This is a genomic window from Candidatus Lokiarchaeum ossiferum (assembly GCA_025839675.1).
GTDB lineage: Archaea > Asgardarchaeota > Lokiarchaeia > Sigyniarchaeales > Promethearchaeaceae > Lokiarchaeum > Lokiarchaeum ossiferum.
Genome location: CP104013.1, coordinates 1,786,909 through 1,812,819 on the forward strand (window position 1 = coordinate 1,786,909; position 25,911 = coordinate 1,812,819).

17 protein-coding genes are annotated in these 25,911 nt (G+C 33.8%); 9 read left to right on the forward strand and 8 right to left on the reverse strand.

Features of this window, described 5'->3' with window-relative positions:
* The first annotated feature begins 89 nt into the window (after nucleotides 1-89).
* Both NEF87_RS07325 and NEF87_RS07330 read left to right on the forward strand, forming a co-directional pair.
* Nucleotides 90-1,022: an AEC family transporter gene (locus NEF87_RS07325; protein ID WP_457919260.1), complete on the forward strand. Its 933-nt coding sequence runs from the start codon at nucleotides 90-92 to the stop codon at nucleotides 1,020-1,022.
* Nucleotides 1,023-1,109: 87 nt separating this feature from the next.
* Nucleotides 1,110-2,438 (forward strand): fucose isomerase, encoded by a 1,329-nt coding sequence (locus NEF87_RS07330; protein ID WP_457919261.1) that lies wholly within the window; start codon nucleotides 1,110-1,112, stop codon nucleotides 2,436-2,438.
* Nucleotides 2,439-2,627: 189 nt separating this feature from the next.
* Here NEF87_RS07330 and NEF87_RS07335 read toward each other — a convergent pair whose 3' ends face one another.
* The 4 genes from NEF87_RS07335 to NEF87_RS07350 all read right to left on the reverse strand — a co-directional run bounded on the left by NEF87_RS07335 (nucleotide 2,628) and on the right by NEF87_RS07350 (nucleotide 10,793).
* Nucleotides 2,628-7,766 (reverse strand): S8 family serine peptidase, encoded by a 5,139-nt coding sequence (locus NEF87_RS07335; RefSeq protein WP_457919262.1) that lies wholly within the window; start codon nucleotides 7,764-7,766, stop codon nucleotides 2,628-2,630.
* A 231-nt stretch (nucleotides 7,767-7,997) separates the two neighbouring features.
* Nucleotides 7,998-8,495, reverse strand: coding sequence for a hypothetical protein (locus NEF87_RS07340; protein WP_457919263.1), 498 nt, complete (start codon nucleotides 8,493-8,495; stop codon nucleotides 7,998-8,000).
* 103 nt (nucleotides 8,496-8,598) lie between these two features.
* Nucleotides 8,599-10,038, reverse strand: coding sequence for an MFS transporter (locus tag NEF87_RS07345; protein WP_457919264.1), 1,440 nt, complete (start codon nucleotides 10,036-10,038; stop codon nucleotides 8,599-8,601).
* 107 nt (nucleotides 10,039-10,145) lie between these two features.
* Nucleotides 10,146-10,793, reverse strand: a complete 648-nt coding sequence (locus tag NEF87_RS07350) for a Snf7 family protein (RefSeq protein ID WP_457920120.1) — start codon at nucleotides 10,791-10,793, stop codon at nucleotides 10,146-10,148.
* 182 nt (nucleotides 10,794-10,975) lie between these two features.
* On the opposite strand from NEF87_RS07350, the gene NEF87_RS07355 reads away from it, so the two are divergent.
* Entirely contained in the window at nucleotides 10,976-11,632 is a 657-nt protein-coding gene (locus NEF87_RS07355; protein ID WP_371805800.1) for a Snf7 family protein, read from the forward strand.
* Between the two features lie 77 nt (nucleotides 11,633-11,709).
* Complete coding sequence (locus NEF87_RS07360) at nucleotides 11,710-13,140, forward strand: TRM11 family SAM-dependent methyltransferase (RefSeq protein ID WP_457919265.1); 1,431 nt, start codon at nucleotides 11,710-11,712, stop codon at nucleotides 13,138-13,140.
* A 5-nt stretch (nucleotides 13,141-13,145) separates the two neighbouring features.
* Here the strand turns inward: NEF87_RS07360 and NEF87_RS07365 are convergent, their stop codons facing one another.
* Both NEF87_RS07365 and NEF87_RS07370 read right to left on the reverse strand, forming a co-directional pair.
* Entirely contained in the window at nucleotides 13,146-13,919 is a 774-nt protein-coding gene (locus tag NEF87_RS07365; RefSeq protein WP_457919266.1) for a phosphodiester glycosidase family protein, read from the reverse strand.
* Nucleotides 13,920-13,949: 30 nt separating this feature from the next.
* Nucleotides 13,950-15,248 carry a THUMP domain-containing protein gene (locus NEF87_RS07370; protein ID WP_457919267.1) on the reverse strand — a complete coding sequence of 433 codons (1,299 nt, stop codon included), beginning with the start codon at nucleotides 15,246-15,248 and terminating at the stop codon, nucleotides 13,950-13,952.
* Nucleotides 15,249-15,359: 111 nt separating this feature from the next.
* On the opposite strand from NEF87_RS07370, the gene NEF87_RS07375 reads away from it, so the two are divergent.
* From NEF87_RS07375 to NEF87_RS07385, 3 genes are all read left to right on the forward strand, one after another.
* Nucleotides 15,360-16,385, forward strand: coding sequence for a carbohydrate kinase family protein (locus NEF87_RS07375; RefSeq protein ID WP_371805804.1), 1,026 nt, complete (start codon nucleotides 15,360-15,362; stop codon nucleotides 16,383-16,385).
* A 50-nt stretch (nucleotides 16,386-16,435) separates the two neighbouring features.
* Entirely contained in the window at nucleotides 16,436-17,593 is a 1,158-nt protein-coding gene (locus NEF87_RS07380; protein ID WP_457919268.1) for a GNAT family N-acetyltransferase, read from the forward strand.
* Nucleotides 17,594-17,673: 80 nt separating this feature from the next.
* Nucleotides 17,674-19,581, forward strand: a complete 1,908-nt coding sequence (locus tag NEF87_RS07385) for a ribosome biogenesis/translation initiation ATPase RLI (protein ID WP_371805806.1) — start codon at nucleotides 17,674-17,676, stop codon at nucleotides 19,579-19,581.
* Between the two features lie 30 nt (nucleotides 19,582-19,611).
* Here NEF87_RS07385 and NEF87_RS07390 read toward each other — a convergent pair whose 3' ends face one another.
* A complete protein-coding gene (locus tag NEF87_RS07390) occupies nucleotides 19,612-20,553 on the reverse strand; it encodes a hypothetical protein (RefSeq protein WP_457919269.1) in 942 nt (313 codons plus the stop codon).
* A 211-nt stretch (nucleotides 20,554-20,764) separates the two neighbouring features.
* On the opposite strand from NEF87_RS07390, the gene NEF87_RS07395 reads away from it, so the two are divergent.
* On the forward strand, nucleotides 20,765-24,064 hold the full coding sequence (locus NEF87_RS07395; RefSeq protein ID WP_457919270.1) for a hypothetical protein: 3,300 nt from the start codon (nucleotides 20,765-20,767) through the stop codon (nucleotides 24,062-24,064).
* 99 nt (nucleotides 24,065-24,163) lie between these two features.
* Here the strand turns inward: NEF87_RS07395 and NEF87_RS07400 are convergent, their stop codons facing one another.
* Nucleotides 24,164-25,081, reverse strand: coding sequence for an ADP-ribosylation factor-like protein (locus tag NEF87_RS07400; protein WP_457919271.1), 918 nt, complete (start codon nucleotides 25,079-25,081; stop codon nucleotides 24,164-24,166).
* Nucleotides 25,082-25,437: 356 nt separating this feature from the next.
* On the opposite strand from NEF87_RS07400, the gene NEF87_RS07405 reads away from it, so the two are divergent.
* Nucleotides 25,438-25,872 (forward strand): hypothetical protein, encoded by a 435-nt coding sequence (locus tag NEF87_RS07405; RefSeq protein ID WP_457919272.1) that lies wholly within the window; start codon nucleotides 25,438-25,440, stop codon nucleotides 25,870-25,872.
* Nucleotides 25,873-25,911: the final 39 nt, after the last annotated feature.

A 25,911-nucleotide genomic window follows, 5' to 3' on the forward strand; every position in this document is an offset into this window, starting at 1 on the left:
TTTTACACATACTCTTTTTTTACTAGCATTAGATAAAGATTTGAACGAAATTTCTTTAAATCATTTATTACGATTTATTGTTGAACATTATGGCAAGTGTCAATTTTACCTTCTTCTTATCTTTCTCCATTATAATGCTGGGATTTTTCCTCCGGCAAGTGAAAATTTTTCGAATTGAGGATGGGAGAACTCTTTCAAAAATCATCATTAACATTACTCTTCCAGCCGTTATTTTGAATACCATATCCAAGATTCAAATTGATTTTTCTCTCGGTATCATGCCCCTAATTTGTTTAATTTATACAATTATAGTCTTAGGGTTTAATATGATTGTTTCTCGAAATTTAGTTCCACAGGATAAAGGTGTTCTATTGATGACAGTTATTACCTTTAATGTCGGAAATTTCGCTTATCCTATTTTTGAAGGAATTTGGGGTGAAATAGGTCTAGCTTATGCTGCAATGTTTGATATTGGAAATGCTTTTGTAATTTTCGCGTTGTGTTATATTATTGCTGCAATAAATTCCCCTAAAAATTTGGTAGAAGAAAAAAAGCCTGAAATCAAGGTGATCCTCAAGAAAGCTTTGACATCACCCCCCCTTGTAAGTTATTTTCTAGCCCTATTATTAAATATTCTTCATTTGACCATACATCCCTCAATAACAGCGTTTTTGGATGTTTTTGCTAAAGCAAATATGGGCATTGTTTTATTATGTCTTGGAATATTACTCGATTTTCACTTTAATAAACAGCAATGGCACTCCATCTTACAAATCTTTTTAATTCGGTATTCCTTTGGGATAGGTTTTGGTCTTCTTTGTTATTTCTTCTTACCCTTTTCCGAGTTAGTACGAACGTTAATCTTTATTTTACTAATTTTACCAGTTGGGATGTCTATCATTCCTTATGGGGTAGAATTTGGATTTGATGAGCAAAAAATTGCAACGATATGTAATTTAACGATCATCATTAGTTTCTTGCTAATGTGGCTAATTATTGGGATATTCGGGACGGGGCTCTAACACTATTCGTTTTTCAATTTATTTTAATAACTTAATTCATTGAAGAAAATGGATTTAATTTATACCTAAGTTCACCTTCATGTAATTATGGCTCAAAAACATCAAATAAAAGTCGGAATAGCTTGTATAGCACGAAAGACTTTTGATTTTAAAGCAGCTTTAGATATTTTTCACAGTATTCAAACTTCTAAGCTTCAAAAAATTTCCAATATTGAGTGGGTTATCATTCCAAACTTAGTAATCGAAATTCAAGATGCCCAAATCGCCGCTCATCATTTAGCTAGCAAGGAGATTGATGCGTTTATTTGTTTATCCGGTACTTTTGCCTTGGGACATTTAATTTTGGAATTTAATAAAGTTTTAAAGAAACCTATTCTCCTTTGGGGGTTGGATGAACTCCCCTATAATGGAGGAAAAATTCGACTAAATTCGGTATGTGGAATAAATTTGAATGCATCAAATTTATATAAGGCAGGAGTTAAAGATTTTCATGCTATCGTAGGAGAGGAATTAGTCGAATTAGAAAACTGGCTTGATGCAATTCGAATTATGGCCGCATTTCAAACGGCTCATATAGGGATAATTGGGTATCGTGCTCAAGGTTTTTTTAATCTTGATGTGGATGAGTTGGATCTCTATAACCAAACGGGAGTGTTGATCGATCATTATGAACTGTCCCAAGTGTTTCAAATGCCAGTTGAAGACAGTGAGATTAATATTAGGAAACAACAAATCATAAAATTGTTCGATATTTCCCAAATTTCGGAAGATCAAATTGAAAAAGTGGCATTATTGACCACCAAATTTGATCAATTTATGAAAACAAATAATTTAACCACTTGTGCTATCCGCTGTTGGCCAGAATTTGCAGGTTCATTTGGAATATCCCCATGCGCGGCTATGTCTATCCTCCAATCGGAAGGAAAAATAATGGCATGTGAAGGAGACATTCTGGCAAGCATGAGTATGTTAGCTCATCAAGCCATTGGAGCTGAAACCCCCTTTTTAGCAGATTTTTCCCAAGTCAATTTCAAAGAAGATTTTGCTCTTCTCTGGCATTGTGGTGTCGCCCCATGCAATTTATGGGATGAAAAATGTACGCGTTCTTTAGACGGGTATTTTGCAGGAGGCAAGGGAGTGACCGCTGATTTTGTCATGAGACCAGGAGAAATTTCTTTGGCGCGTATTGATTATGCTCCAGGTGAATATCGAATATTATTGCAAAAAGGATTAGGTATTCCAATGAAAAAAGAATTGAAAGGAACTTATTTGAAGGCAACTTTTTCGAGTGGAGTAAGAACTTTAATGGATAAAATCGTTTATAATGGGATCGCTCACCACCTATCGGTAGTTTATGGTGATTATATTAAACCTTTTGAGATCTTTGCCAAATTAAAACATTGGAAAAAAATTTAATGATTTTTTTTCATAAAGAATTTTTTTTTAAAAAAATGTGGTTTTTTATTGAAAAAGTCTAAAGGGATTCTTTTAATTAAAAGGTTCGATCTAAAATCTATTTCTGGAAGGAACTAGAATTTTTGATATCGTAGATTCAGAAAAATAGAAGAAAAATAAAAAAAATAATCAAAAAGATCTTATATAATTTTAAGAACGTTTAGATTTTCGAATTAACAACGCTGCTGCACCTAAAGAGGCAAAGATAAGTGCCCCCACAGCAAAGCCTGGAACACCACCTTCTTCTTCAGTGGTTGTTGTTTCAGTTTCAGTTTCGGTGCATGTTTCAGTAATGGTCACAGTAGGTGGAGTATAATCACGATGAAGATACACTAGATCAATTTCATCCCCTTTTGGAACCATTCCATATACACCATCAAAGCAAACTGTCAAATAGAACTGAATTTCAGATGTTCCACCATAACCATCAATAACTTCAATTCTAATTGTATAATTCCCATCAGCTAAGCCTAAAGAACTATCTCCATAGATGGTTAGAGCAACATCTCCAACAACCCAATCTCCACTTCCAACTTCAATATCATTTGCATAGATTGTATAATTTGCGTCTGCGATGCTTAAATCTGCAACATTGAATACTGCAGAAATATTTGTTGTAGATGCAATGAGTTCAAATCCACTTAATACAGGTGCATAATTGACCACATCAATATCTACTGTTTCTGAAGCAGAATATCCAAATTCATCATCAGCAATAAGTTCAAATTCATATGTTCCAATGGCAGTTCCTGTGAAATCATAGGATACTAAATCTTCGAAATCACCAGTATCTACTTCAACACCATCTTGGAGTAAAGTATAATTACCACTTTTACATGTATCTGAAACATCAAACAATAAAGAGATTGTATCAGTTTGTTCTACTTCGGAATCTCCAATAAATTCAATAACAGGAGCAGAAGTATCATATAAGAACTTAGTAGATACAGTATGATCGAAGTTCCATCCAGCAGTTGAAGTGGTTACTAAATAGGTTCCTTCAGATACACCAGCAGCTTCAAGATCAAAATTCATGAGATCTCCTGGATCTACATTTGCAGTATATACTACATCTCCTAATACTGAGAAGGAAAGATAATACTCTACATCTGCTGGACCACTAGGATTATCAAACCATTCTATAACAATTTCATATAATCCAGTTGATGGAATAACTCCTTCAAAGTGTTCCGGTTTAGCACCAGTAGCAGATTGTCCAAATATATCAGAATCGAAATCATAAGGATCGCCCGCTCTGATAATTAATAGGTCAAAATCAGAATCATCTGACCAATCGAGTTCACCAACTGCATAGTCACCTTCATTTAGGAAAACAGTATAAGATGCTTCAATGGTCATTCCTCCAGCATACGCAACCAAATCTTCAGCCAACAATAATTCAGATTCTTCAAGAACAACTGCAGATGTAATTTGCATAGTGTTGTTGTATGCATCATTTCCAAAGGCTGGAATTGCATTATCATCAACTACACTCCAATTCGCTGTGAAGTTGCTATTTGTGATCATTACTCCCATAGGAGTCTCTACCATACCTGGAGTTGAGAAATCAACAGTTGGAACTGCAAAATCAGAAACAGATTCATTAGTCCAAGCAACCTTCAATGAGAAGTTTTCCAAAGGTAATGTTTCAGCAACAGGGTCTAAATCTGTGGCATGAACAATTAGAGTAAACTGATCAAATCCATAACCCGTTGTTACATTTTCAGCCCATCCACCATAGAAGTAATTGCTTGAAGCATTTTCATAGTAATTATAAATATCTATGAGTAATCTTTGTTTAGTCTCTCCAGCATTTTCTGTTGAAATATAATGCCCACCAGCTGTGAAATAGTCGGTTTCACCAATAACATAACCTTCATGGTCTACAACCCACATATTCATCTCAGAACCAGCATTAACCCACTCTAATTCGAGTAACATGGATTTAACATCTGAACGATTTGTGTATCCATCTAAAACAATATCATAGAATCGCCAATCTCCAGTTTCTGGACGCCAATCGTAATCAGCACATCCATACAATCCATTGTCATTTGGTCTACCAGTTAATTGTCCATCACTTACAATTGTCCATCCATCTGCTTCGTATCCAGTTACATTTGCAGCGATAGTATAACCATAAGGAACAAGCATTTGATTATAATCTGTTGTGTTGAATATAACATATCCTTCATACATCCCAGGTACTGCATCTGTTTCAATATCAATGGTCACTTCATACTCACCGCCAGATGTTTCTACTACGGAAACACGACTATCATCAGTACGAGTAAAAGCTCGGACACTTAATGAGAAGTTTTGACCACTCCAAGGATAATACAATCCATGATCACACATATGATTGAAACCAGGATCTCTGATTCTTACAAACGCAGGATCTTCAGAAGCCTGAAGGAAATCAGTAGGTAAGAATAAATCTTGGAAATTATTGTTGTCATATGCATAGTTCACAAATGCAAAATCTTCTTCGCCAGAAATATTTGATTCTAAAGCCCCGACGTACATAATCGGAGGACGACCACCAAAAGTATCTCGGTAAAACTCTCCAACTTCATAGGGTACTGAAAATTCTAATTGGAAGTAATCAGCAGATCGTAATTGAGCAATATCAAATAGAGCTTCTATTGAGAAAGCAGAATAATAGTCATACGTCCTCAAATTTTCAACTACAGCAGTATAAGTGGTATCAAATGTAACATCTGCAAAATCAGCACCAGTTACGCCACCATCTAAGGTGACCGTTGAGGTGTAGGATTCTTCAGGGAATAAAGTACCACCGTAGATTGCGGTATCCTTCATTGTATAAGGTCCAAATAAAGGATGTTCATCAGTATCACTAGTTGTATTTATTATGTCTGCACGGCTATCCCAATAATAGAGTCCACCATCTATATCTCGTCTAAACCAAGATGATGAATTAAAGTATCGGTGATAAGGAACTTCATAACGTTGGGCAGCAGTGGCGGTTGCATCAGTAGTATAGGCAACTAATATATCACTACTAGTTCCATCTGCATATTGAACTCCAGCAGAAACATTAATTCGTCCGGTCCCTTGCATATATGGATCATATCCAAAATCGTCAGCAGTACTTTTCATAATAGCCTTAGCCATGTCTGGATCTAAAGATTCTCCAGGATGCGCTGAAGCCCATGCTTGATAAATCAAAGCCATTCCACCTGCAAGGGCAGGACATGATGCGGAAGTTCCACCGAAAACATGATAGAAATATGGATTACCTACTGTAATTGGATTCAAACTCCAATCGAAGGCTCCAGGTGCGAGAATATCAATTTTAGGATATCCTATATTTGATGGACCGTTATCACTCCATCCAATGACTTGATCAGCTATACCATAGCTTGCATTCCATTCTGTTGAAGTATTTCTCCACCAATTTACGGTTGAAGCACCAACTGCAACAGCTGCGGTAGATTGACTTGGTTGTTTGCTTGTACCCATACCAGAACCTCCATTACCGGTTGAAGTTAAGTAGAGTACTCCAGGATAATCCGGATGCAAGAAGCCAGGAACAGATAGTAAATCAATAAACAAGGTTTCAAAATCCCAACCCATAGCAACATCATTTACTTCAACAGCACTGGTTCCCCAACTGTTTGAACTTATGTTAGCAATATGAGTGCTTTGAGGATTGAATGCCCAAATTCCATTAGCATCAGGTTCAAATCCTGCTGCCCATAACCATCCAAAAGTAGTTGCAGAATCGGAAAATCCAGCAGTAGCTAAAATTTTAGCTTCAGTTGACATTCCACCTATTGTGAACGTTTCATCAGATGGTAAATCTTCATTTTCTAATAAAGTGTAATTAATTGGAGCACTTGCAGCTAATCCTGCACAACCTGTTCCATGACCACCAGTATCCCACAAGTGAGCAAGGGTTTTTCCATCTGCTGGGATACCAGTTACAATACCTCCACCAGTGTAATTATTTGTATCTAAAACGTTTGCAATTGATCCTAAAGAGATATCTGTATATCCATCTAAAACACCATAATCTGTTGTATTCCATACGTCTTTGGATAATGCAAGATTTGCATTGTTTTTATGGGCAACTTGGCCAGTGAAATTAAACGGAGCGAGATCATACCATGAAGAATCACCAGTCAAGAACCCTTGTGTAATACAAAATCCGGATTCATAATCAACGTACAATGTGTCATAATCTCCATCATCGTCATCATCAGCTTCGATAAATGGTGTTATAGAAATAGTCCCGTCATTGTGAATTACACTCATTCCGAATGCAAAGCCAGTTACATTTCCATTGATTCCAGTTCCTACTGTATAAGTAGCAGGCATATTGAATCCAGTTCCATCAAATAATTGCCAGATTGGATTATAAAAACCGATATCTGGTGCATTTACAGGTAAGTTGTTGTATCCAGCTAAATAAATTGTTCCATTTTCGTCTGTATGTTTTGGTGAAAACCATCCATCCAATAACTCATAGGTACCATCACCAGGAGTAAAAATATCACCCCAAAAGTCCATAGCATTCAATGCAGTGAAAGACATACGACCGCTTGGTTCCAATGAAAGAGGATAACCATTTTCATCGACAGCCATTTGATTGCGTAAAGCAGTATGACCAAAATCAACGCCAGTATCATGAATTTGGATAACAATACCATCTCCATCATATCCAAGATCTTCAGCATCATCTACACTCATTACTTCACGTGTTTCCACCGAATGAGGTTGAACAATGCCAGACTCATAATTTTCCATTGGTAGGAATTCGTCTGCTACATCAACATTTATATATTTCAAATCCTGAATATCTGCGTTTTTATCATAGGATGGCCCATAAAATTGGTCCGCTTCAATTTTTAAAACAGCAGGATTTGCTTGTAATTCTTCCATTTCCCGTAAATTATCGACTGTAGTATGTACAAAACTATAGCCAGGGGATAATGGAACTATACCCAAAGGTTCGATTGTGCCACCTAAAGTGAAATCATCACCATAGACCATAAGCATAAGACTTATTTCATCATTGATGATGTTCATAGATGCAGGTAGCTCATTTGTCTCTTTCCACTCAGAAAGAAAACCATCCAATTTTACATTAGATCGATCGAATTTTGGAGTGTCATTAAATAACTCCGGTTGAGTTATACTCGATTTTTCAGTATCATTAGTTGTCATATTCAAAGAGATGACCATTGGCAATATAAATAATGTCAATGCGAAAACAACCAATGCTGGATTTCGAGCATTAGAGAATGAGAAATTTTTTACCTTCATATTTATTCTCCTAATTTAATATATTGCGTTGAATTTCCATTTAAGCCTTGCCAAAAAAGAGATAGTATTAAATAACCTATGGCCCAGAATTGAAAAACATCTTGGGGAAGAGTATGGGAAAAAACAGAAATGGTGTTTATCAAGGGAATGCATCAAAATTAAAAAATATCAACCGTTCAAGATAAAACTATTTTTTACAGAAACGATGGAAAAAAAAAGCAATATAGATTATCAATTTTGGAAAAATTTCCGACGTTCTGACCGTCGAAAGATAGATGTAATTATTAAAACTTTTAAAATCCGAATAACATCAATATATTTAAGATCTTTAATCTGCCAGACAATTTGCTGAAAATCATAGGATAGATTCATATTTTTAATTCTTTCATAGACCAGAAGGGCTTGATCCGTCAAATCTTTAAGATTCTCCAATTGGGTAATCTGTAAATGAGGTTGATAAAATTTTACATCTTGAATATATGTCGTGATCAACTTATTTATTCCAGTTTCAATTATGGATTTTAATTGATTCCCAACTTCTTTTGTATTTATCTGATGCAAACTGGATCCTTGGATTCGACTAAATTGCATTTGCATAGACATGCCCAGCGATTCAATCTCTAAAGAAAGTCGTTCGATTAAATTCCCGTGAAGATAATCTTTAGCAACCTTATCCCCAGAATTAGCTCGTTTTTTCAAAAAAATCTCTGAGATATCGGTTGGGCTCATTGCAAGTTTAAAAAAGAAATAGAAAATTAAAAAAATTTGGATTTCCCCGATAATAACGCTTTTTCGGCGAGTCCACCACATTCATGTGATACTAATGGATATCTCAGTCATCTTGCCTATAAGCTTCTTGATATTCTTTCAAAGTATCAACACTTATATCTTCATCCCCAGATTTTACTTTCAAAAATAACATAAGGGCAATAAAACTGCTTACGAGGAAGAAGGGAAACATGGCCAAATATCTTCTATCACCAAGGAAGTTAAAAATATCCAAAATGGCTCCGGTTAAAATTGGACTTAATGTATAAGCCGCTTGGTTGAACATATAATAATAACCCGTATATGTTCCAATTTCTCCTTCAGGAGATATTGCCCATAATACTGCGAATGTTTGAATAATTACACCCATCCAAGGGATACTTACACAAGCAAGGAGAAGCATTGCTAGAATAAGATTAGGATTCTGATAAGATAGGGGGACATAAATGAAACTCCAAACACCAATGGCTACCATTTGTAAAATTAAATTGCCGATAAGTGCCTTTTTTCGCCCAATTTTTTGCCCAATAATCCCATGAAGAGGAGCAGAAAGAATCATCGGACCAGAATATGCTAATAAAACAGTACCAGCTTGCCCTTCAGTAAATCCAATATACTGAATGGCAAAACTACTAAAGAAGGTTTCTAAAGAAGCAAAACCGAGATACATAAAAGTTACACTCAACAACATAAATGCCATATCTTTATTTTCTTTAAAGATTGTTTTAATTTCCAAATAGACATTCTTTTTTGATTGTTTTTCTTCCGTTGACAATTCTCTTTCATGAACTGTGAAATCATTTGGGTTTATTTCAATTTCATGATCTGCGAGTTTAAAGATTTTATCACCTGTAGGCGTCTCTTTAATGTAGAGCAATTGTAAAACTAGCATCGTTATCATCAGCACACCAATGATGAGAAAACCCAAATAACGGTCAAGAGACTCAGGAGGATTAGGGATCATGCTGATGAGAGGTGCAATAACAAATGCAATCACCCCACCCATATTTGACACAAATTGCTGGATACCACTCGCTTTTGATCTCACTTCATCCCGGGTATAATCTGGGAGAATAGCAATAGCAACAGATCTGAAGGAACACATAAAAATATCAAAAAGCAGGATGATTAAAATTAATCCGAATAATATCTGAATAAAAGGGATTAAAATATAACAAATTGCTGAAAGCACAGTTCCGAAGAAAATATAGGGCATCCTTCTTCCAAACTTACTTTGAGTTTTATCCGACATATTTCCAAATAAAGGTTGCAATAGGACAGCCACAATATTGTCCAAAGCCATGATTAATCCTCTTATTGTATCTTTACCTGGAAAATTGGGAAGTGCTTCATCTAGAAGTAAAGGAACTTTGAAATTGAAATAAGTCCAAGCAAGCAAAACAGTAAAAAAAGAGAACGAAATCAAGATTGTGCGGCCCATATTTAGCTTATTGGGTTGATTTGGTTTCATACGTGGTTTATAATTAGAGTAATTATTTTCCATACCCATAGGAAATTCTTGATCTATAAAAGAATATTTTAACTTTAGAAAGTGAGAATACTGGATTTTTAGGATGGTAAAAAAAAAAAGGCAAATTATTGGATCGATTTTTAATTTTTTCGACTTTCTTTGAGTTTCTTAATTTCTTCTTCAAGATCTTCTATTTGTGCTTCAGGTTCATCAGAAATAGGAACGGAAGGTAATGCCATCACTGAATCCATACTCATTTCGGTGTCAATTTCGGCTAAAGCATTTTCCACTTCTGAATCGGACACTTCAGTCTCCGATGTCGCCCCTTCACTTTGCTCTAACTGAGAAGTAGTGGTATCCATCATCGCATCCATGCTTCCAAATCCAAGATCCATTTCTTTTAACATTTTGACCATTTCAGGCATTTTAACATTTAATTGAAGACCTTGCAAAGTGCCCACAATATCTTCTGCGACTTCATTAAATTGCCCCATTACCTTCGCTTGTTGCAATCGAAACTGAATGTTTTCAATTTTCATTCGAAAATGTTCTGTAGAATGACCCCATTTTCGGTATTGTAAGGAATTTTTCATATGAAGCTTGGAGCCAGCTATATCACCCGATTTACGAGCATCTATAGCCCGTTTTTTGGCCATTTTTTCTTGAACTTCGATTTTCCTGATTTGACGGGCAAGACGTTTATTAAAAACTTTTATTTTAATTAGGGGGGAGGTAGTCTGTTCTTCATCACTAAACCCTCCGGAGAGCCATTCGGCAAATTTTTTCATTGAACCCAAAAATTTTCACATTCCGTTATTACGTTATTTAATAAAGAAGTTGTTGGCTCCCTATTAAAGTATTTGTAGTCTTTTTGTTACTAAAATTTGGCCTCACAATCAATTATTAAGGATTGAAGCTATGTAACAGTTATATAGGATTTTAAATAAAATACTGGAAGCATGAAAAACCCATGGGTAGTATGAAAAAATTCGCTAAATGGCTATCAGGTGACCGAAATAAGCGTGGAGTAGATCCTGTGCGTTCTACCATCACCAGCCTAAAAATATTTAATAAACGATTACAACGACAAATACGTAAAATGGAACAGCAACAGAAACTTGCTCGAAAAAAAGCCATTGAACGGCGACAAGCAGGAGATATTCCTGGTAGTAAATTACATATGAAAAGTTCCCTTCAATTTCAAAAATGGACCCATAATACAGAAAATTTCCGTGTACGATTGGATGGAGTTCAATTCCGATTAGAACAAGCCAAAGCGATGGGAGATTTTAGTAATGTTGCTCAAGATATAGTTTCAGCTTTAGGAGGCTTACAAATGCAAGTTAAAGCACCTCAAATTTCACAAATGTTAAGCCAATTGGATCTTGGTTTCGGGAATATGGAAGCCATGTTTTCCGAAACAAGTGAAGAGTTGGAAATGCAGGATGATGCAAGTGCAAGTGGTGTATCTGAAGATGAAGTGGAAAATGCACTTGCCGAAGTGGACGCTGAGCTCTCAATTGGTACCCGTGAAGCCCTACCTTCAGTTCCAGGCATGGCCCCTGGTGAAGAAATCAGTGATCTTGAAAAGGAAATTCAACGTTTAAAAAATTCCCGAAATCAATAGTTTTTATTTTTTTTGCTCTAATTTCTCTAAAGGATAAAATTCTAATCATTTCAAATTTTTATAAAGATAGGTTTACGATGGAAAAATATCTTTTTATTTTGGGAAGAAATTGGCGGTTATCTCTCGCGGAAATTGATAGCTTTTTACAACAAGAAGCTTATTTAGGAAGGATAACAGATTTTTCAGCAAATGTCGCTATCGTTGAATTCGATCACCCAAAATTTAGCAATCCAGAAAAATCTTTAGAAATAATTTCGGAACTGATGATAAAATTAGGATCTGTTCAAAAAATTGGAAAATGTCTTGATTTTATTGAACGGGAAGTATTTGAAAATGGATTTCCCTTAAATGCCGACATCGCAGATCAACGTGCCTTAGTTTATTCAGGGCGAAGATACGTTGATAACACTTTGAAGGATATTGTTTTCGAGTTATTTCCAAAAATTAAAAATCAAAAATTTTTTATTGCCAATTCAATCTATCCTGAAGCCTTTAATGACTCCTATTACAAAGAAGTATTGGTTTCCTATTTTCTACACTATGTCAATAAATTTTTCAACACCCATTTACGGGAAGAAGGGGCAAAGCAAGCAATTTATTATAAATACCCCCAAAAAAATATTGAATCAGGGAACCTAAATCCACTCTTTCCCCACCATTTCTTACGATATCGTCTTTACGAACCAAATCGAGTCGAAATTCTTTATTGCATGACAGAAGAAGGAATGTATGTTGGCAAAACACTCACTGTAGTAGATAGTAATTTCCAAAAAGAAATGGACGAAGAACGTCCTTTTAAACAATTTCGGCAATCAATACCCCCAAAATTTGCAAAAACATTAATCTCCTATCTTGGAATAAAGCATCCATACAAAGGTAAAAAAATCTATGATCCATTTTGTGGATCTGGAACAATCCTCCAATTCGGTCAAATGTTGGGTCTTCAAGTGTATGGATCCGATATCATAGAGGAACAAGTTAAGGGAACACGTCAAAATATTCAATTTGCGGCAAATTTAATGGAAACGAATCTTTCTAAGAAAAATTTGGAAGAAAATATTCAAGTCGCTGATATTGCGAATGTTCAAGATATTTTTCCAGATAATTACTTTGATGGGATTCCAACTGAACCAGTGCTCCTTCCCTATTACAGGGAAGCTCCAAGTTATGAAGAATTGCGAGAAATTTTAGACAACGAATCAATCCCCCTTTATAACCAACTATTAAAAAAAGCGTTTCGATTATTGAAGCCTGGAGCCCGATTAGCACTTGTGGCTCCTATTATTCAAACCAAGGAAGGACAAAAAATTGGATTTCCTATTACCCAACTTGCGATGAAAATCGGATTTAAATCAATTCAATTACTCGATACATCTCGAATTGATGAAAAAGAAAATCCCCGCTTCAAACTCCAAGGTCAAAATCAAAAAAGCATTTTTGATGCGGGATCCAAACATATTTCCCGAGAATTCTTTGTGTTTGTCAAACCACGAAAATCCAAAAAATAAATTTTTTATCTTAAATTTAAAAGCAAAGCGGTCGGAATCAACCGTTCTTTCCCTTGAACTTGGGAATCCAGAGGATGGGGTTCTGATCGAAAAGCAAAACGGGGTTCATTAATTAATTTATTCTCCACAATAAGTGTACAAGAACCGCCACCATCGAGATTAATAGCTTCGGTCATTCCACATTTCTGAGCAAGAAGAGCCGTCTCTTCTAAGAATAGTCCATGACTCCGATCCGATCTTCCTTCCACAACTAAAAGGAAATAGTGTTTGGAGTCATATCCAAAAACAGATCGAGGATTTCGGTCAACGGTAATATCAGTATCAAAATCATATGCTTTTTCTTGAAAATCCGAGTAATCAGTTTGAATAATGTTATTATGTACTAATAATGGCCCCGCTTGTAGTACGGAATGGAATTGATCTTGATTTGATGGAGAAGCAATATATGCACCTCCATCAAAAATAAAAACACATGGACGCGATTGATTCCGAAGGGATTGAATCTCGAACTTATTAACTATTAACCAATCTAAAGGAGTTCGATTTCTCTCAGTAAGTTTATAAAACCCCCCGTTTATCGCGGCAATATTTTTAGGGTAAGAACAAACCATTTCTGAAACTTTTTGTGGAGGATTTGAGTGATGAATGCGACACACAATACTTAATTTCTCCACTTTGAAGAAAAATGCTTCAAATGGATATTTCTTTTCAACTTCCCCTCGAATTTTTACTAGTTGATAGTTTGGGGTGTGTAAAAGAACAGACTCGGAATATAACATCTTATCTCATAAATCCTATATGCGGATGGTTTACAATATACTCCCTTGAACCAGAATTTTCTGTCGTTGATTTACAATGGAATCCAAAAGAATGATTAATTCCGATGAAACATTCTTTTCTAAAATTAATTTAACATCTTTGATAATTGATATTTGATGTGATTCTGGTTTGATTTTAGAAAATGAATCACCATTTTGGTGATTAAGCACAATATCTGCCACAGTAAATTCATCATTCTGAGTTTGAGATGAAGTCATGTTTAATCGTATCTGCACATCTTGTATCATTTCATTGGATAATCCTATGATTGGCATAAAATGTGGAATGGTGAGATTCTGTCCTAACGCACAATAAAGAGAATCGGTTAAACGAAAAGAAGTAAGAATTCCCTTTATCCAAAGATCTTTACTATTGAAACGCAATTCCCGATTGAAATTCACTTCTTTTCCCAAATTGTCTAATAAATACATTGTAGAATAGGCGAGTAGAATATTTTTCACAGCTTCGTCAGAAATTTGATTTAGATATTCTCCCAATGAATGAAGATCCAGTTGTAGAACGGTGATTGGTTCTGGAAGATATTTGGCGATTAACTTTATCTCTTCAATTGCACTGCTCATTGTTTTGTGTGAATTAAAAAGCTGATTCTTTTCATCAAAAAATATGATTGGGAATATGATCGACCCTCTACGCAACATCAATTGAGCAGCAACGGTATCATTAAAATCTCCTCTCCATAAAGCGATAACAGGCTTGTCAATTTCAATTGGATTTCCCCCCCAGATAGTATTAATTTTCTTTGAAAAGAAATAAGTTGCAGCTTCTCTGACTTCAATATAGATAGTTTTTGTTGGATTTTTCATTTTGACAAAAATTTCTCGCCCTAATTTAGCAGCAGTATCTAAAACCACTTCACCCATCTCCCGTTCTATTTCAAGAGATGTTTTTGGATGTGATTTCACTCTTCGAGCTCTAATCACAAAGGAATCCCCAGATTTAATATCAGCAGTGGCGAAATCTTTAACTTTTTCAATGATAGAAGAATTTGAACAATCCACAGAAATTGCTGGTGAGAAAGAATGTAATCCAATGATATATTTGAAAATTTTTAGTGCTTTGGGCATATTTTCCAAAGAAAATTCAAAAATGAATCGCCCCCATTCCCTTTGCGCATGCACAATAGATAAGTTCTCCCGCTGACATATTTTTTTAATATGACTAACTAATCTCTGCTCCATTCGGGAACGCACCTTACGAGATTTTAATCCAATTTCATTATATCGACAAATAATTAAATTATACTGTATAGGAGAGGCGGCTTCATTCATACTTCTGATCATTTTATTCAGTGAATCATTGGCAAAAAACATTAAGGCTATAAAAGAAAAATGAAAACTAAAGAATGAATATGTATTGATATTGATTACGCGTGATAAAATATGGAGACTTTCACTAAAAAATATGATGTAATCGGTTTAGGATCCTGTACGATGGATCTTATTTTCGCTGTTGACGATATAATGCGAATCGAAATGATTGATCGAAATAATGTTGATAAGAAATATGTTGCAATTGAAAATTCCAGTAAACTAAATGTTAAGTCAGTAAAATCATTTCCAGGAGGCTCAGCAGCAAATATAGCCTGTGATTTAGCAAATATTGGATTGAAAACAGCATATATCGGAGGAATTGGCAATGATTCAGCAGGTGATGCTTGTTTAGTAGATATGCAAAACCATCATGTTGATACATCAGGAGTGAAAGTTTTTTCGGATGATGCCACGGCCCACTCAGTTATAATCATGAATTCAAACTACAAAGATAGATCAATCTTAGCATACAAAGGTGCCAATGATCTGTTTTCTGCATCCCATGTCCCCGAAGAAATGCTTAGAAATACAAGATGTTTTGCGTGGACAAGTTTAACTTCAAAAAATGGCATAGGAGCAATTAAGAAATGTATTGAAATAACCAAAAATGCAGGTGGTTTTATTGCAGCAGCACCTTCAATTTCAATTATAAAAAATAATCGTGAAGAGGCCATTGATTTGATCAAATCGGCAGACATTACTAGTTTAAATGATGAAGAAATCGAAGCTTTAACGGAAATTAGGGGAGATCTCCATAAAGCGATGGAAAAACTTTTTAGCTGGGGAATTAAAATAGTAAATCTAACCCAAGGGAAACTTGGGCAGTGGATTAGTGATGGAAAAACCCTAGTAAAAACACAACCCCCTAAAATTCATGTTTCCGATACAACCGGAGCAGGTGATGCTACAATGAGTGGGATAATTTATGGTTATCTCAACGGAAAATCACTCCATGAAACATCTATGATTGCCGCATCAATGAGTGCTATGGAAATTGAAGCTACAGGTGTGCGAGTTGGATTACCGGCCAAATTTTCTGAGCTTCAAGCATTCATGGATGCTCATGAATTTCAGCAAGAAACCAGTAATTTTTAATTAAAGCAAATTTCATTTATTTATTTTTTATTTCCTTTGAATGATGTGTCATGAATATTATATACCGGAATTATCAACCTGGGGATGAAGTTCAACTTGCTGAACTCTTTAATCTTTGCTTTCACCAATCTGGAGTAGGATTTTTGAGAACCCCGAGAGGATTAAAATATAGGTATGTCAAACGTCCAAATTTTAATCCGAATGAAATTCAAATCGCAGAAGACACACATAAAAAATTAATAGTCGGAGCAGTATTTTCTACACTCGAAGAAATATTTTTAGATGGAAAACAACTTCTTTCAGGTTCCATCAATGACGTAGCAGTTCATCCCAACTATATAAAAATTGGAATTGCGAAAACACTCATGATTCAAGCATTAACCTTTTTAAAACAACAAAAGTGTGAGTTATCTACTCTTGCTGCAGATCCAAAAGGCCACGCTCGGTTGAAATTATATATCCCCCTTGGATGGAGGGATTATTCGTCTATTAGGGTTTGGATTTCTCCAAATATAAATTTCTTTCGTTATTTACCCTTATTATCCCCACTTCTATTTCTATTTATCCCCTTCTATTTTTATTCAAAATTGAAAATGAGAAAAATTAAAAAAAAAATGAAGGATCATGGGATACATGGCTCAATTATTCACCCCAGTACAGTTGGATTTAATCATTCTTCTTCTCATAACAGTTTTAGAAATTTTTATAATAAGATCGGGAAACAACAAAGAAATGGAAAAATTTTGATTAGTGACCAAGAATGGAAACATTTCCGCAAACAAAATATACGTTCTGGGCTGAAACCAACCTTTATAGCACTTTATAAGAAAGAGAGAATAATTGGGTTCGCTAGTTTTCTCTGTCAATGGATTTATTTTGATAAACTTGGTTTTAAATTTCCATTAGCCACTATTCGAGAATGGGGTGTAGACCATTCTATAACATCTAACGCACAAGAAAATTCTCAAATTTACAATTTTTTGCTAGATTTAATCCGAGAAGCAGCGTTGCAACGTAAATGTGTAACTGTTCTGTTTGGTCTCACAGATCAATTTCCATATTTCTCAAGGATTCTCAAAAAAAAAAAATTCATCTCCACATCTGGTGGGGTATTCATGATCAACAATATTAACCCAAGAAACAAACAATCTGGAAAGATTTTTAAACCTTTTATAATGGATATTGGAGAAATGTTCCTTCATCCTTAAAATAACCTGTATGCTTACACTCTTTCTTTATTTTTAAAACCGAAAAAATATTGTAGTATGATTCCTTCAATATATTAATAATGAAGAAAGTTTTTTTGATTGATTATGATCTGTGCTCCCCTCGTTCTTGTAACCGACTCTGTGTTGCCAAGTGTCCTATTACCTTAAGCAACGATCGCAAAAAATCTCACATTAAAAAGGATGAGGTACCAATAAAATATAAAAAATCAACGGATAAGATGATAATCATCAATGAATTATGCCTAAGTTGCGGGATTTGTTTAAACGTCTGCCCGCGCAATGCCATTTATTCAATTTTTTTATTGGATGAACCAGAAGATGAGCTAATAACCCATGAATATACTCTGGATCAATCAACCACAACAAATGAAACTCAGAAAATTGATTTATCCACCCATGGATTTCGACTATATGGTCTCCCCACTCTTCTTCCAGGACGTGTGACTGGACTATGCGGCCCAAATGGAATTGGAAAATCAACAGTTTTAAATATCTTGAATGGTACCCTAAAACCAAATTTCGGTAATACCTCGTATGGTCCCAATGGATTAAAGTGGCAAGAATTAATCAAACATGTGAAAGAAAACGAAATGCGTATGCATTTTAAAGAAACTTACAAAGGGGATCGACATATCGCTTATAAGCAGCAAGTTTTAAAAGTATTATTTGAAAGTTATAAAGGAAAAACAGTCAGTGAAATTTTAATGGCACATTCCACCATTGAAGAACAGTTTTTAACGCGTATTTTTGATGATTTGGATATTCATGCAATCTCAGATCGCCTATTAAAACAATGTTCCGGAGGAGAACTTCAAAGATTTGCTATTGCATTCATTTTATGTCAGGAAGCAGATTGCTACTTAGTTGATGAACCTTGTACTTTTTTGGATGTAAAAAAACGAATCAAATTAGCGGAATTGTTGCGAGACCGATCTTTAGGTTTTGGTGGAATCAAAAATTACCCTGTTTTAGTGGTTGATCACGATTTAGCGGTATTAGATTATATGAGCGATGTAACGCATCTTTTTTATGGAAAACCACATCAATTTGGAGTTATGACAAAAGTTCAAACTACAAAAGGTGGAATTAATGCATATCTTAATGGGTTTTTAAAAACAGAAAATACCCAATTTCGAAAAAAGAAGATAACATTTCGTCGAAGTGTTGCAGATCATAATTGGGAAAATGCCCGAATTTTTATGAAATATGGAAAAGTATCCAAAACATTTGAAGGATTTCGATTGGATGTAGATCCTGGAATAATATATGAAGGAGAAATTCTTGGAATTGTTGGAGAAAACGGAACGGGAAAGTCAACTTTCGCTAAAATCTTAACAGGCCAATTGAAACCAGATTTAGACAGTGATTTCTTAACAATAGATCGTTATGTATCATATAAACCACAATACATCACAGGAAATCATCCTGGAACAGTCAAAGAATTCATCATGAAATATTCACAAAACTACGATTTTTCAGAAGGGATGACCCAAATCCTTTATGGTCCTCTTGGAGTTGATCAGATATACGAGACACCAGTAAAATCTTTGTCAGGTGGACAACTTCAACGAGTTTTCATATGTACTTGCTTAGCAAAAAGAGCGGAACTCTATATTTTAGATGAACCTAGTGCCTATCTTGATGTTGAAGAGCGATTGCATATTAGTTCGGTAATTCGTGCAGTCACGAAACGAAATTCTGCAACAGCAATAGTAATTGAGCACGATATTGCAATAATAGATGCTCTTTCTGACCGCTTGTTTCTATTCACTGGAACACCAGGAGTTCAAGGAAGAACAATAGGTCCATTAACAAAGGGAGAAGGAATGAATGAATTTTTAAAGATCTTGGACATTACGTTTCGAAGGGATGACGATACAGGGCGAGCTCGAATTAATAAAAAAGGGAGCTCTATTGATCGGCGTCAGCGTGCAAATGATGAATACTTTTATGCTCCCCGTAAGTAAATCTCAAATTCAATTAGCAACTATATGTGCTTATTTGTATTTTTTTCTCTCTGCGATAAACGCAACTGATGATCCAGATAGAATCAACAATAAATGTAATGGAAAGGATGCAATTGACCCATCTTCATCAAATGTTCCGGTATTTTGTTGACGATTAGAATTTGTTTCCCCTTCTTTCAATATTGTATCAGCATAATAAGAAAATGAAACATCACGTTTAGTTTGATTTGAAAAAATTACCAAATCATACCCTTGCGAATGTTCTATGCTGTAAAGATGCGAAACGGTACTAACATTATAAAAATGGAGCATTGGAACCAAATCATAACCTTTAGTGCGCCATTGTGCGAAGTTTGCTCCATTTACGAGATACATGTTTAATCCATCCATTGGAAAAACACATTTAAATTCAAGATCGATCAGAAATGTATCTTCAAGATAATTGAAAAACACAATTTCACTTTCACCCGGTTTTAAAATTACCCCATTTTTAACAAATTCATGAAATCGATCATATTTTGGGAGTTTTTTACCATTGACACCAAAAGCACAATCGAATGAGAGAGAACTATTGGAATTATTTCTATTAGAAAATATATAATAATATAATCCTGATTCCAAGCAAGAATAATCCACTTTTAGTGAATGAAAATCATGATTAGCTTGGAAAAATTGATTAGAATTATTTTGATCAATCCAAAATTGAAATTGAGTCATATTTCCAACAAAAAAATCCATTAATTGAGAGGCGTTTTCTGTGGTTAAATAACCTTCAAAAGTGTCGCCTTTGGTTAAATTAACTGTACCATATTTCCAAGAATTTATTCCTAAAATGCAATTTGTTTCAACTAATGAGCCATCCTCAACTTCAAAATCTGGGCTCGATTCAGCAAGAGGAAGTAAAACAGAAAGTGAACTCAACCAAAAGAGAGTAATAAATTTGATTAAACGAGTCTTAGAATTATTTTTCATGTTATCGTCAAATGATATTATAGTATTTTAATAATATAAATTTTCACATTATTTGGGAATTAAAAATATAGCAATCAAAATTGAGAACATTATTTCTTAATATTTCTTTCAAGACAAAAAGACATATGAAAATTTTCAAATCCCAAATATAGTGAAAGTTTATATTATAGAAATTCATGATTATATTAATAAAAAAATGAGTGATTAAACCATGTTTAAATATACATCATTCCAATTCAATCAGATTCGTAGCAATTTTAAACGAGATTATATCATTTTATTTTGTATTTCTCTGTCAATTTCAATGATAGTTGGTTTGGGATACTTTTATGAGGCTAGCCAAAAAGAGATCTTCTCTTCCAAATTTACGAACATTAGCGATTTTGAAATTCCTCATTATCAATTACAAAAAAATGAATTTGGAACCCTTATTTCTATTCCCCGAGTCAAATTCTCCGAGAATTTTCATCAAGATGATCAGAAAATCCTTAATGAAATTGAGAAAAGCTCTCTTTTAATAGAAAATGTTGGGAGGTATGGTATTATAAATATGAAGGAAGCTTTTTTTTGTCTACCGACATATCCAAATCATAAATCAAACGCTACTACTCCATACGCATACAAGAAGGAATTAAATGGTACCGAAGTTCAATTGATGGTATTTGATGATGATTTCTATACGTCATCCCGATTTTCAGAATATATCAAAATTATTTCAGGAAAAGCACCAGAAACAGAAAATGAAGTAATGATTGATTATTGTACAGCCTTAAAATATAATTTGACTGTAGGAAAGATTAGTACACTTCATTTAAAAACAGGCTCGTTTTTTTCCGATCCAAATCTACAATTGCCAGTCACAACTCATCTTCATGACTTTGAAATTTCAAACATAAACATATCTGGAATCTATTTACCCAGCGTCTATAACTTCACAATCGATTTAACAACTTTTCATCACTCTTATAACTATGAAGATTATCTTACAAAGAAGAATTATATCGAAAATAATGAGATAGATAGCCCCGCTATACTTTCGTGGTACAATTTTACAGGTCCAGATTGGAAACATCCTTTTCAGAAACTATATACACGCATAGATGTCCATCCAGAAGCATTTAAATATTTACGGAGTACTTGGACACATTCAGGGTACATTTTAAGTTATCAGCGAGATTTATTAAATTATGATCAATTATCAAATCAATTAAATTTGATAGGAGTTCAAGCTTACAATTTATCTATCAATATTCCTCCAGACGAAAGCATGGTCAATTATTTGGGGCACCAGCTAGACTTGATTCATAAAGATATTCAAAAAACAAAATTTGCAATCCAAATCTTAAATATTCCGACCATTATATTCGCAATTGTTTTAGGATTAAATTTCACACAATCTAATACTAAAAAAAAAATAGAGGAAATCTTGTATTTAAAAAATAAAGGCGTATCTATGACTCTTATCAAAAAGCAGTTGATAATGTATGTTGTGAGTTCAAGTTTATTCTGCTCAATCGCGGCGGATCTGATAGGAATATCCACATTTTTCATATACAGAGCCTTTTTAAGTCCAATTTTGTTAAATAATACTAATTCACAACTCTTCCCATATATTTCATCATTCACATTATTCTTTTCTTTACTATTAAGCATTATTTTGAACTTAGTAATCACAATCCCCTTTATGATGAAAATTAAGCAATTCAAATTTCTAAATGAAAAAAACAGAATAGGAGAAGGAGAATTGAATGAAAATATATTATTAAACAGACTTGAGAACCCACAAAAAAAAGCAAAGCACATAGACTTGAAGAAATTCTCCAAAAAATTTAGCCAGAAGGAAAAAAAATATCTTTCAGAATATGATTCAAAAAAAAAAAGTAAGGTGTCTCTCCGAACAAAGCTGTTACTCTTTTTTGGACACTTCCCCATACTTCTCCTTCTATTATTGTGGATAGGAATAAGTATTCGACTCCCTGATTCATTAATCGACATTGTTAATAACATCGTTAATTATTATATCCTCATTGAAATCCTTTCCATCTTAGGGATTGCTATGATAGTGGCAGGAATTGTAAGAATTTTTACAATAGATCGTCCTAATCTATTTTATGCGATTTCCCGCAGATTTTCCCGAATATTTGTAAAAGATTATGATAAATTCGTGGGATTCGAAATCATTCGAGAAAAAAAATGGTCCAAAATATTCTTAGTATTCAGTATTTTCGCAGCATTGTTAGTAAGTTCTAATATTCTCTATCACGGAAAATATCAAAATCAAAAAATCGTTCAAAATTTTGTTATTGGAGCGGATTTAAAGATAACAAATCATGAGTTAAACTATCAAAATTTATCTAAAGTGAACGATCTCGAACAATTACTACTCTCCTATAAGTTAAGTGAAACGGGAGAAAATTTGATTTCAGATGTGAGTACTGTGCTAATGGAACCCCAAGTAGATATAAAGTTAATTTCAGAATCAGAGCAATTAATAATATCAAGCACATTAATTTCTTTAGATATTCCAAAATATCTCTCAATAATAAAGGATAATGGAAAAATGATGCCTTATCCGCTTTTCTCTCAGCAAATAAGGAAAATCGATCAAAAAAATACACAGAACTCGGGTCTTTGTGATGTTATTGTATCAAAAACATTATTAGAATCATCAAAATTACAAATTGGCCAGGAAATTTCAATTTCACAGAATCTTTTTAATTCCACAACCAACCAATTCGATAGGTTTTATTTTTCTGCAGTAATCATTGATGCGATAGATTTATTACCAGGAGTTTCAAATATCCAATCTTCAAATTTTGTTCTGATTGATGTAGATGGTTTACAATCACTTGAATCTAATGTTCAAATCAAAGAAATGATCCATCTTTGCACACTTAACAATGTGGGAAATAATTTAGAATCTACAATAAATGATTTAATCGGAGTTTGCTTTAAGAATGAAAAATCTAATATTGCTTATCAAAGTTATGCTGAAAATTGGAATAATTTGGATACAACTCTGATGACATTTGACTATGGAAGCTATGGATTTTATGGAATTATTTTCACAGATTTAATTCTTATTGGTTTTATGTTAACCGTTGAAATTATTTTTATGGAGTATCTCATCTATAAGAAAAACCATAAAATTGAAGCAAATCTCATTGGGCGGGGAATTTCACATAATAAGTTTAATCAGATCATATTAACAGAGTCCACTGTTATTTTTAGCCTTGCAATATTCATGGGTTGCGCTTTAAGCTTGTGCTATACGGGTTTACTCAACCATATTGGATTACAATATAGTAATTCAGAGCAAAATTATCCCATTAATCTTTTCTTATTTCCCCCCTACTTAGACGTTGGCACTATTGCATTGATTTTAACTCTGATATTTATATCGATAGAATTGATCCTGTTAATTTCTGTCATAAGCAATAATAGAACTGCCCGAAAACCGAACATTAAAAACCAAGATAAACTTATAAAAATAAATCTTTCTCAAGTATAATTTTTTTATTCTACATTAAAACTCTTAGGAGAGAAATCCATTCAACTAAGAACATAAAAGATGCAAAAAAATATGAAATTTTTTGATTTTTTGGTAGTTTCAGAAAAATTTAGGACTAAATTGTTCAAACTGAGAATTAATCTCGGGAATAATGCTCTCAATGTCTTGTTCAGTTGGAATTGGATTATCTGATAAGATAGGATGTGCAATATTTAAAGTATAATGGATATCATTAACCTCCCCTTTGATAATTGAAAAGCGATAGCCTTCAAATAAGTAAGAACGAATATTATTATCAATTTCAAGTGTAAAGAAATTTTTATAAAACGCCATTGAGGCATCCAAAAATTCCTGATTCGCTGTTCGTAATCGAAACGATCCAATTTCCAACAAATCTTCTACAAGTAAAGACATATATTCAATGGATTTATTTAGCGAGAAATTGGCGAAAAGAACAGATAAGGAATTATATATCGGTTGATCTCCGAGTATTGGTAGAGATATTGCATTCAAAACGGATAAAGGATCAAAAGCGGTAGTTTCGAAAAAGGCTAGTTCCACATCATCGGTTATCCGATGAATTTCTTTTTTCAATGTGTCAATCCGTTTTCTAACCGTCTCATCTTCTTGAAGAGCCGGATCTGTTTTGTGGAATAATATTGAAGCCATTATATTCGGATTATGGCTGGAAGAGAACTCATACACGCGTTTAAAATATTGTAACGCTTCAGGGAAGCGATCAGTATCTTGAATATCAATCACGTAAAATAGATATTGAATTCCCGATAGAAATCGATCAGGATGTTTAAGATACGAGTCACGATAGATAGACTGACCCCCAAAATCCCAAACTGTGCCCTTTTCGCCAAACATAGAAAAAAAACTGCGATCTATATTCTTCGTAGGGGATAAAGGGTCACCAATATGATAAGTTTTATGTAAAGTGCGGATAAGAGATGTTTTACCAGCATTTTCGAGACCGAGAATACCGATTTTCATAGTAGGAGCTTGTGTCATGGACTTTACCCAATTCAATTTTTTAGATTGATTGCTATACGATAATTTGTTTTTCTGCAATTATAATTTTAACTGTTTAGTTCAGATTATTAAAAAAAAAAGAACACCTCAAAGTCTTATTCATATTTTTGAAATTTTAAGTAAATATTCTTTCTCGAGTAAAATAGCATAAATATTGTTTAGTACATTTAGATCAGTTATAGTATATTTATTCAAGATATGGTGGAATTTAAACATCATATCAGCCATTATAGTCATCATTAACTTAATTCAATTAGTTTATTGATATAATATAGTAGAAATAAAATTTGAAATAAATGAAAACTTTAAATTAAAAAAAAAATAGTAATAACCTTATGGAAATATTGACTGAAAAAACTCAAACTAAAGTGAAGAAAGAATATCCTCTGATCCATTTTGATATGATTGCCTTAGTTTGGATTATTTTTATATACTTCATCATAACATACAATGTTCAATCTAGTACAATTACCATCATGGCAATACTTTCCGTACTATACTTGCTGATTGTTTTCAATCCTAACTCAAAATTTTCAAATAAACTTAATGATTTCATTTTCAGAATTAATCTACGAACTTTACCTTGGGCAACCAAAAATTCAAAAATTATTAAATGGGGATGTTTAGTAGTACTCGTATGCATGATTATGATGTTAGGTATCTTCTTAAGTATAGAAAGCGCCACGATTTTATCATTAATCTACATTATTTCTCCATTTTTGATAGTTATGGCTTTTAGCAAAAGAAAAAGCAAAGATAGCTATGAATAAAATATTCACCCATTTTTTTTCTATCACTTAGTTCTTCTT

What these genes read in the sequence shown, in the direction of transcription:
- NEF87_RS07375 (WP_371805804.1), top strand. Translation starts at nt 15,360, where the DNA reads ATGGAGACTTTCACTAAAAAATATGATGTAATCGGTTTAGGATCCTGT.
- NEF87_RS07405 (WP_457919272.1), top strand. Translation starts at nt 25,438, where the DNA reads ATGGAAATATTGACTGAAAAAACTCAAACTAAAGTGAAGAAAGAATAT.
- NEF87_RS07345 (WP_457919264.1), bottom strand. Translation starts at nt 10,038, where the DNA reads ATGGAAAATAATTACTCTAATTATAAACCACGTATGAAACCAAATCAA.
- NEF87_RS07385 (WP_371805806.1), top strand. Translation starts at nt 17,674, where the DNA reads ATGAAGAAAGTTTTTTTGATTGATTATGATCTGTGCTCCCCTCGTTCT.
- NEF87_RS07355 (WP_371805800.1), top strand. Translation starts at nt 10,976, where the DNA reads ATGGGTAGTATGAAAAAATTCGCTAAATGGCTATCAGGTGACCGAAAT.
- NEF87_RS07400 (WP_457919271.1), bottom strand. Translation starts at nt 25,081, where the DNA reads ATGACACAAGCTCCTACTATGAAAATCGGTATTCTCGGTCTCGAAAAT.
- NEF87_RS07335 (WP_457919262.1), bottom strand. Translation starts at nt 7,766, where the DNA reads ATGAAGGTAAAAAATTTCTCATTCTCTAATGCTCGAAATCCAGCATTG.
- NEF87_RS07325 (WP_457919260.1), top strand. Translation starts at nt 90, where the DNA reads ATGGCAAGTGTCAATTTTACCTTCTTCTTATCTTTCTCCATTATAATG.
- NEF87_RS07365 (WP_457919266.1), bottom strand. Translation starts at nt 13,919, where the DNA reads ATGTTATATTCCGAGTCTGTTCTTTTACACACCCCAAACTATCAACTA.
- NEF87_RS07340 (WP_457919263.1), bottom strand. Translation starts at nt 8,495, where the DNA reads ATGAGCCCAACCGATATCTCAGAGATTTTTTTGAAAAAACGAGCTAAT.
- NEF87_RS07380 (WP_457919268.1), top strand. Translation starts at nt 16,436, where the DNA reads ATGAATATTATATACCGGAATTATCAACCTGGGGATGAAGTTCAACTT.
- NEF87_RS07370 (WP_457919267.1), bottom strand. Translation starts at nt 15,248, where the DNA reads ATGAATGAAGCCGCCTCTCCTATACAGTATAATTTAATTATTTGTCGA.
- NEF87_RS07360 (WP_457919265.1), top strand. Translation starts at nt 11,710, where the DNA reads ATGGAAAAATATCTTTTTATTTTGGGAAGAAATTGGCGGTTATCTCTC.
- NEF87_RS07390 (WP_457919269.1), bottom strand. Translation starts at nt 20,553, where the DNA reads ATGAAAAATAATTCTAAGACTCGTTTAATCAAATTTATTACTCTCTTT.
- NEF87_RS07350 (WP_457920120.1), bottom strand. Translation starts at nt 10,793, where the DNA reads ATGAAAAAATTTGCCGAATGGCTCTCCGGAGGGTTTAGTGATGAAGAA.
- NEF87_RS07330 (WP_457919261.1), top strand. Translation starts at nt 1,110, where the DNA reads ATGGCTCAAAAACATCAAATAAAAGTCGGAATAGCTTGTATAGCACGA.
- NEF87_RS07395 (WP_457919270.1), top strand. Translation starts at nt 20,765, where the DNA reads ATGTTTAAATATACATCATTCCAATTCAATCAGATTCGTAGCAATTTT.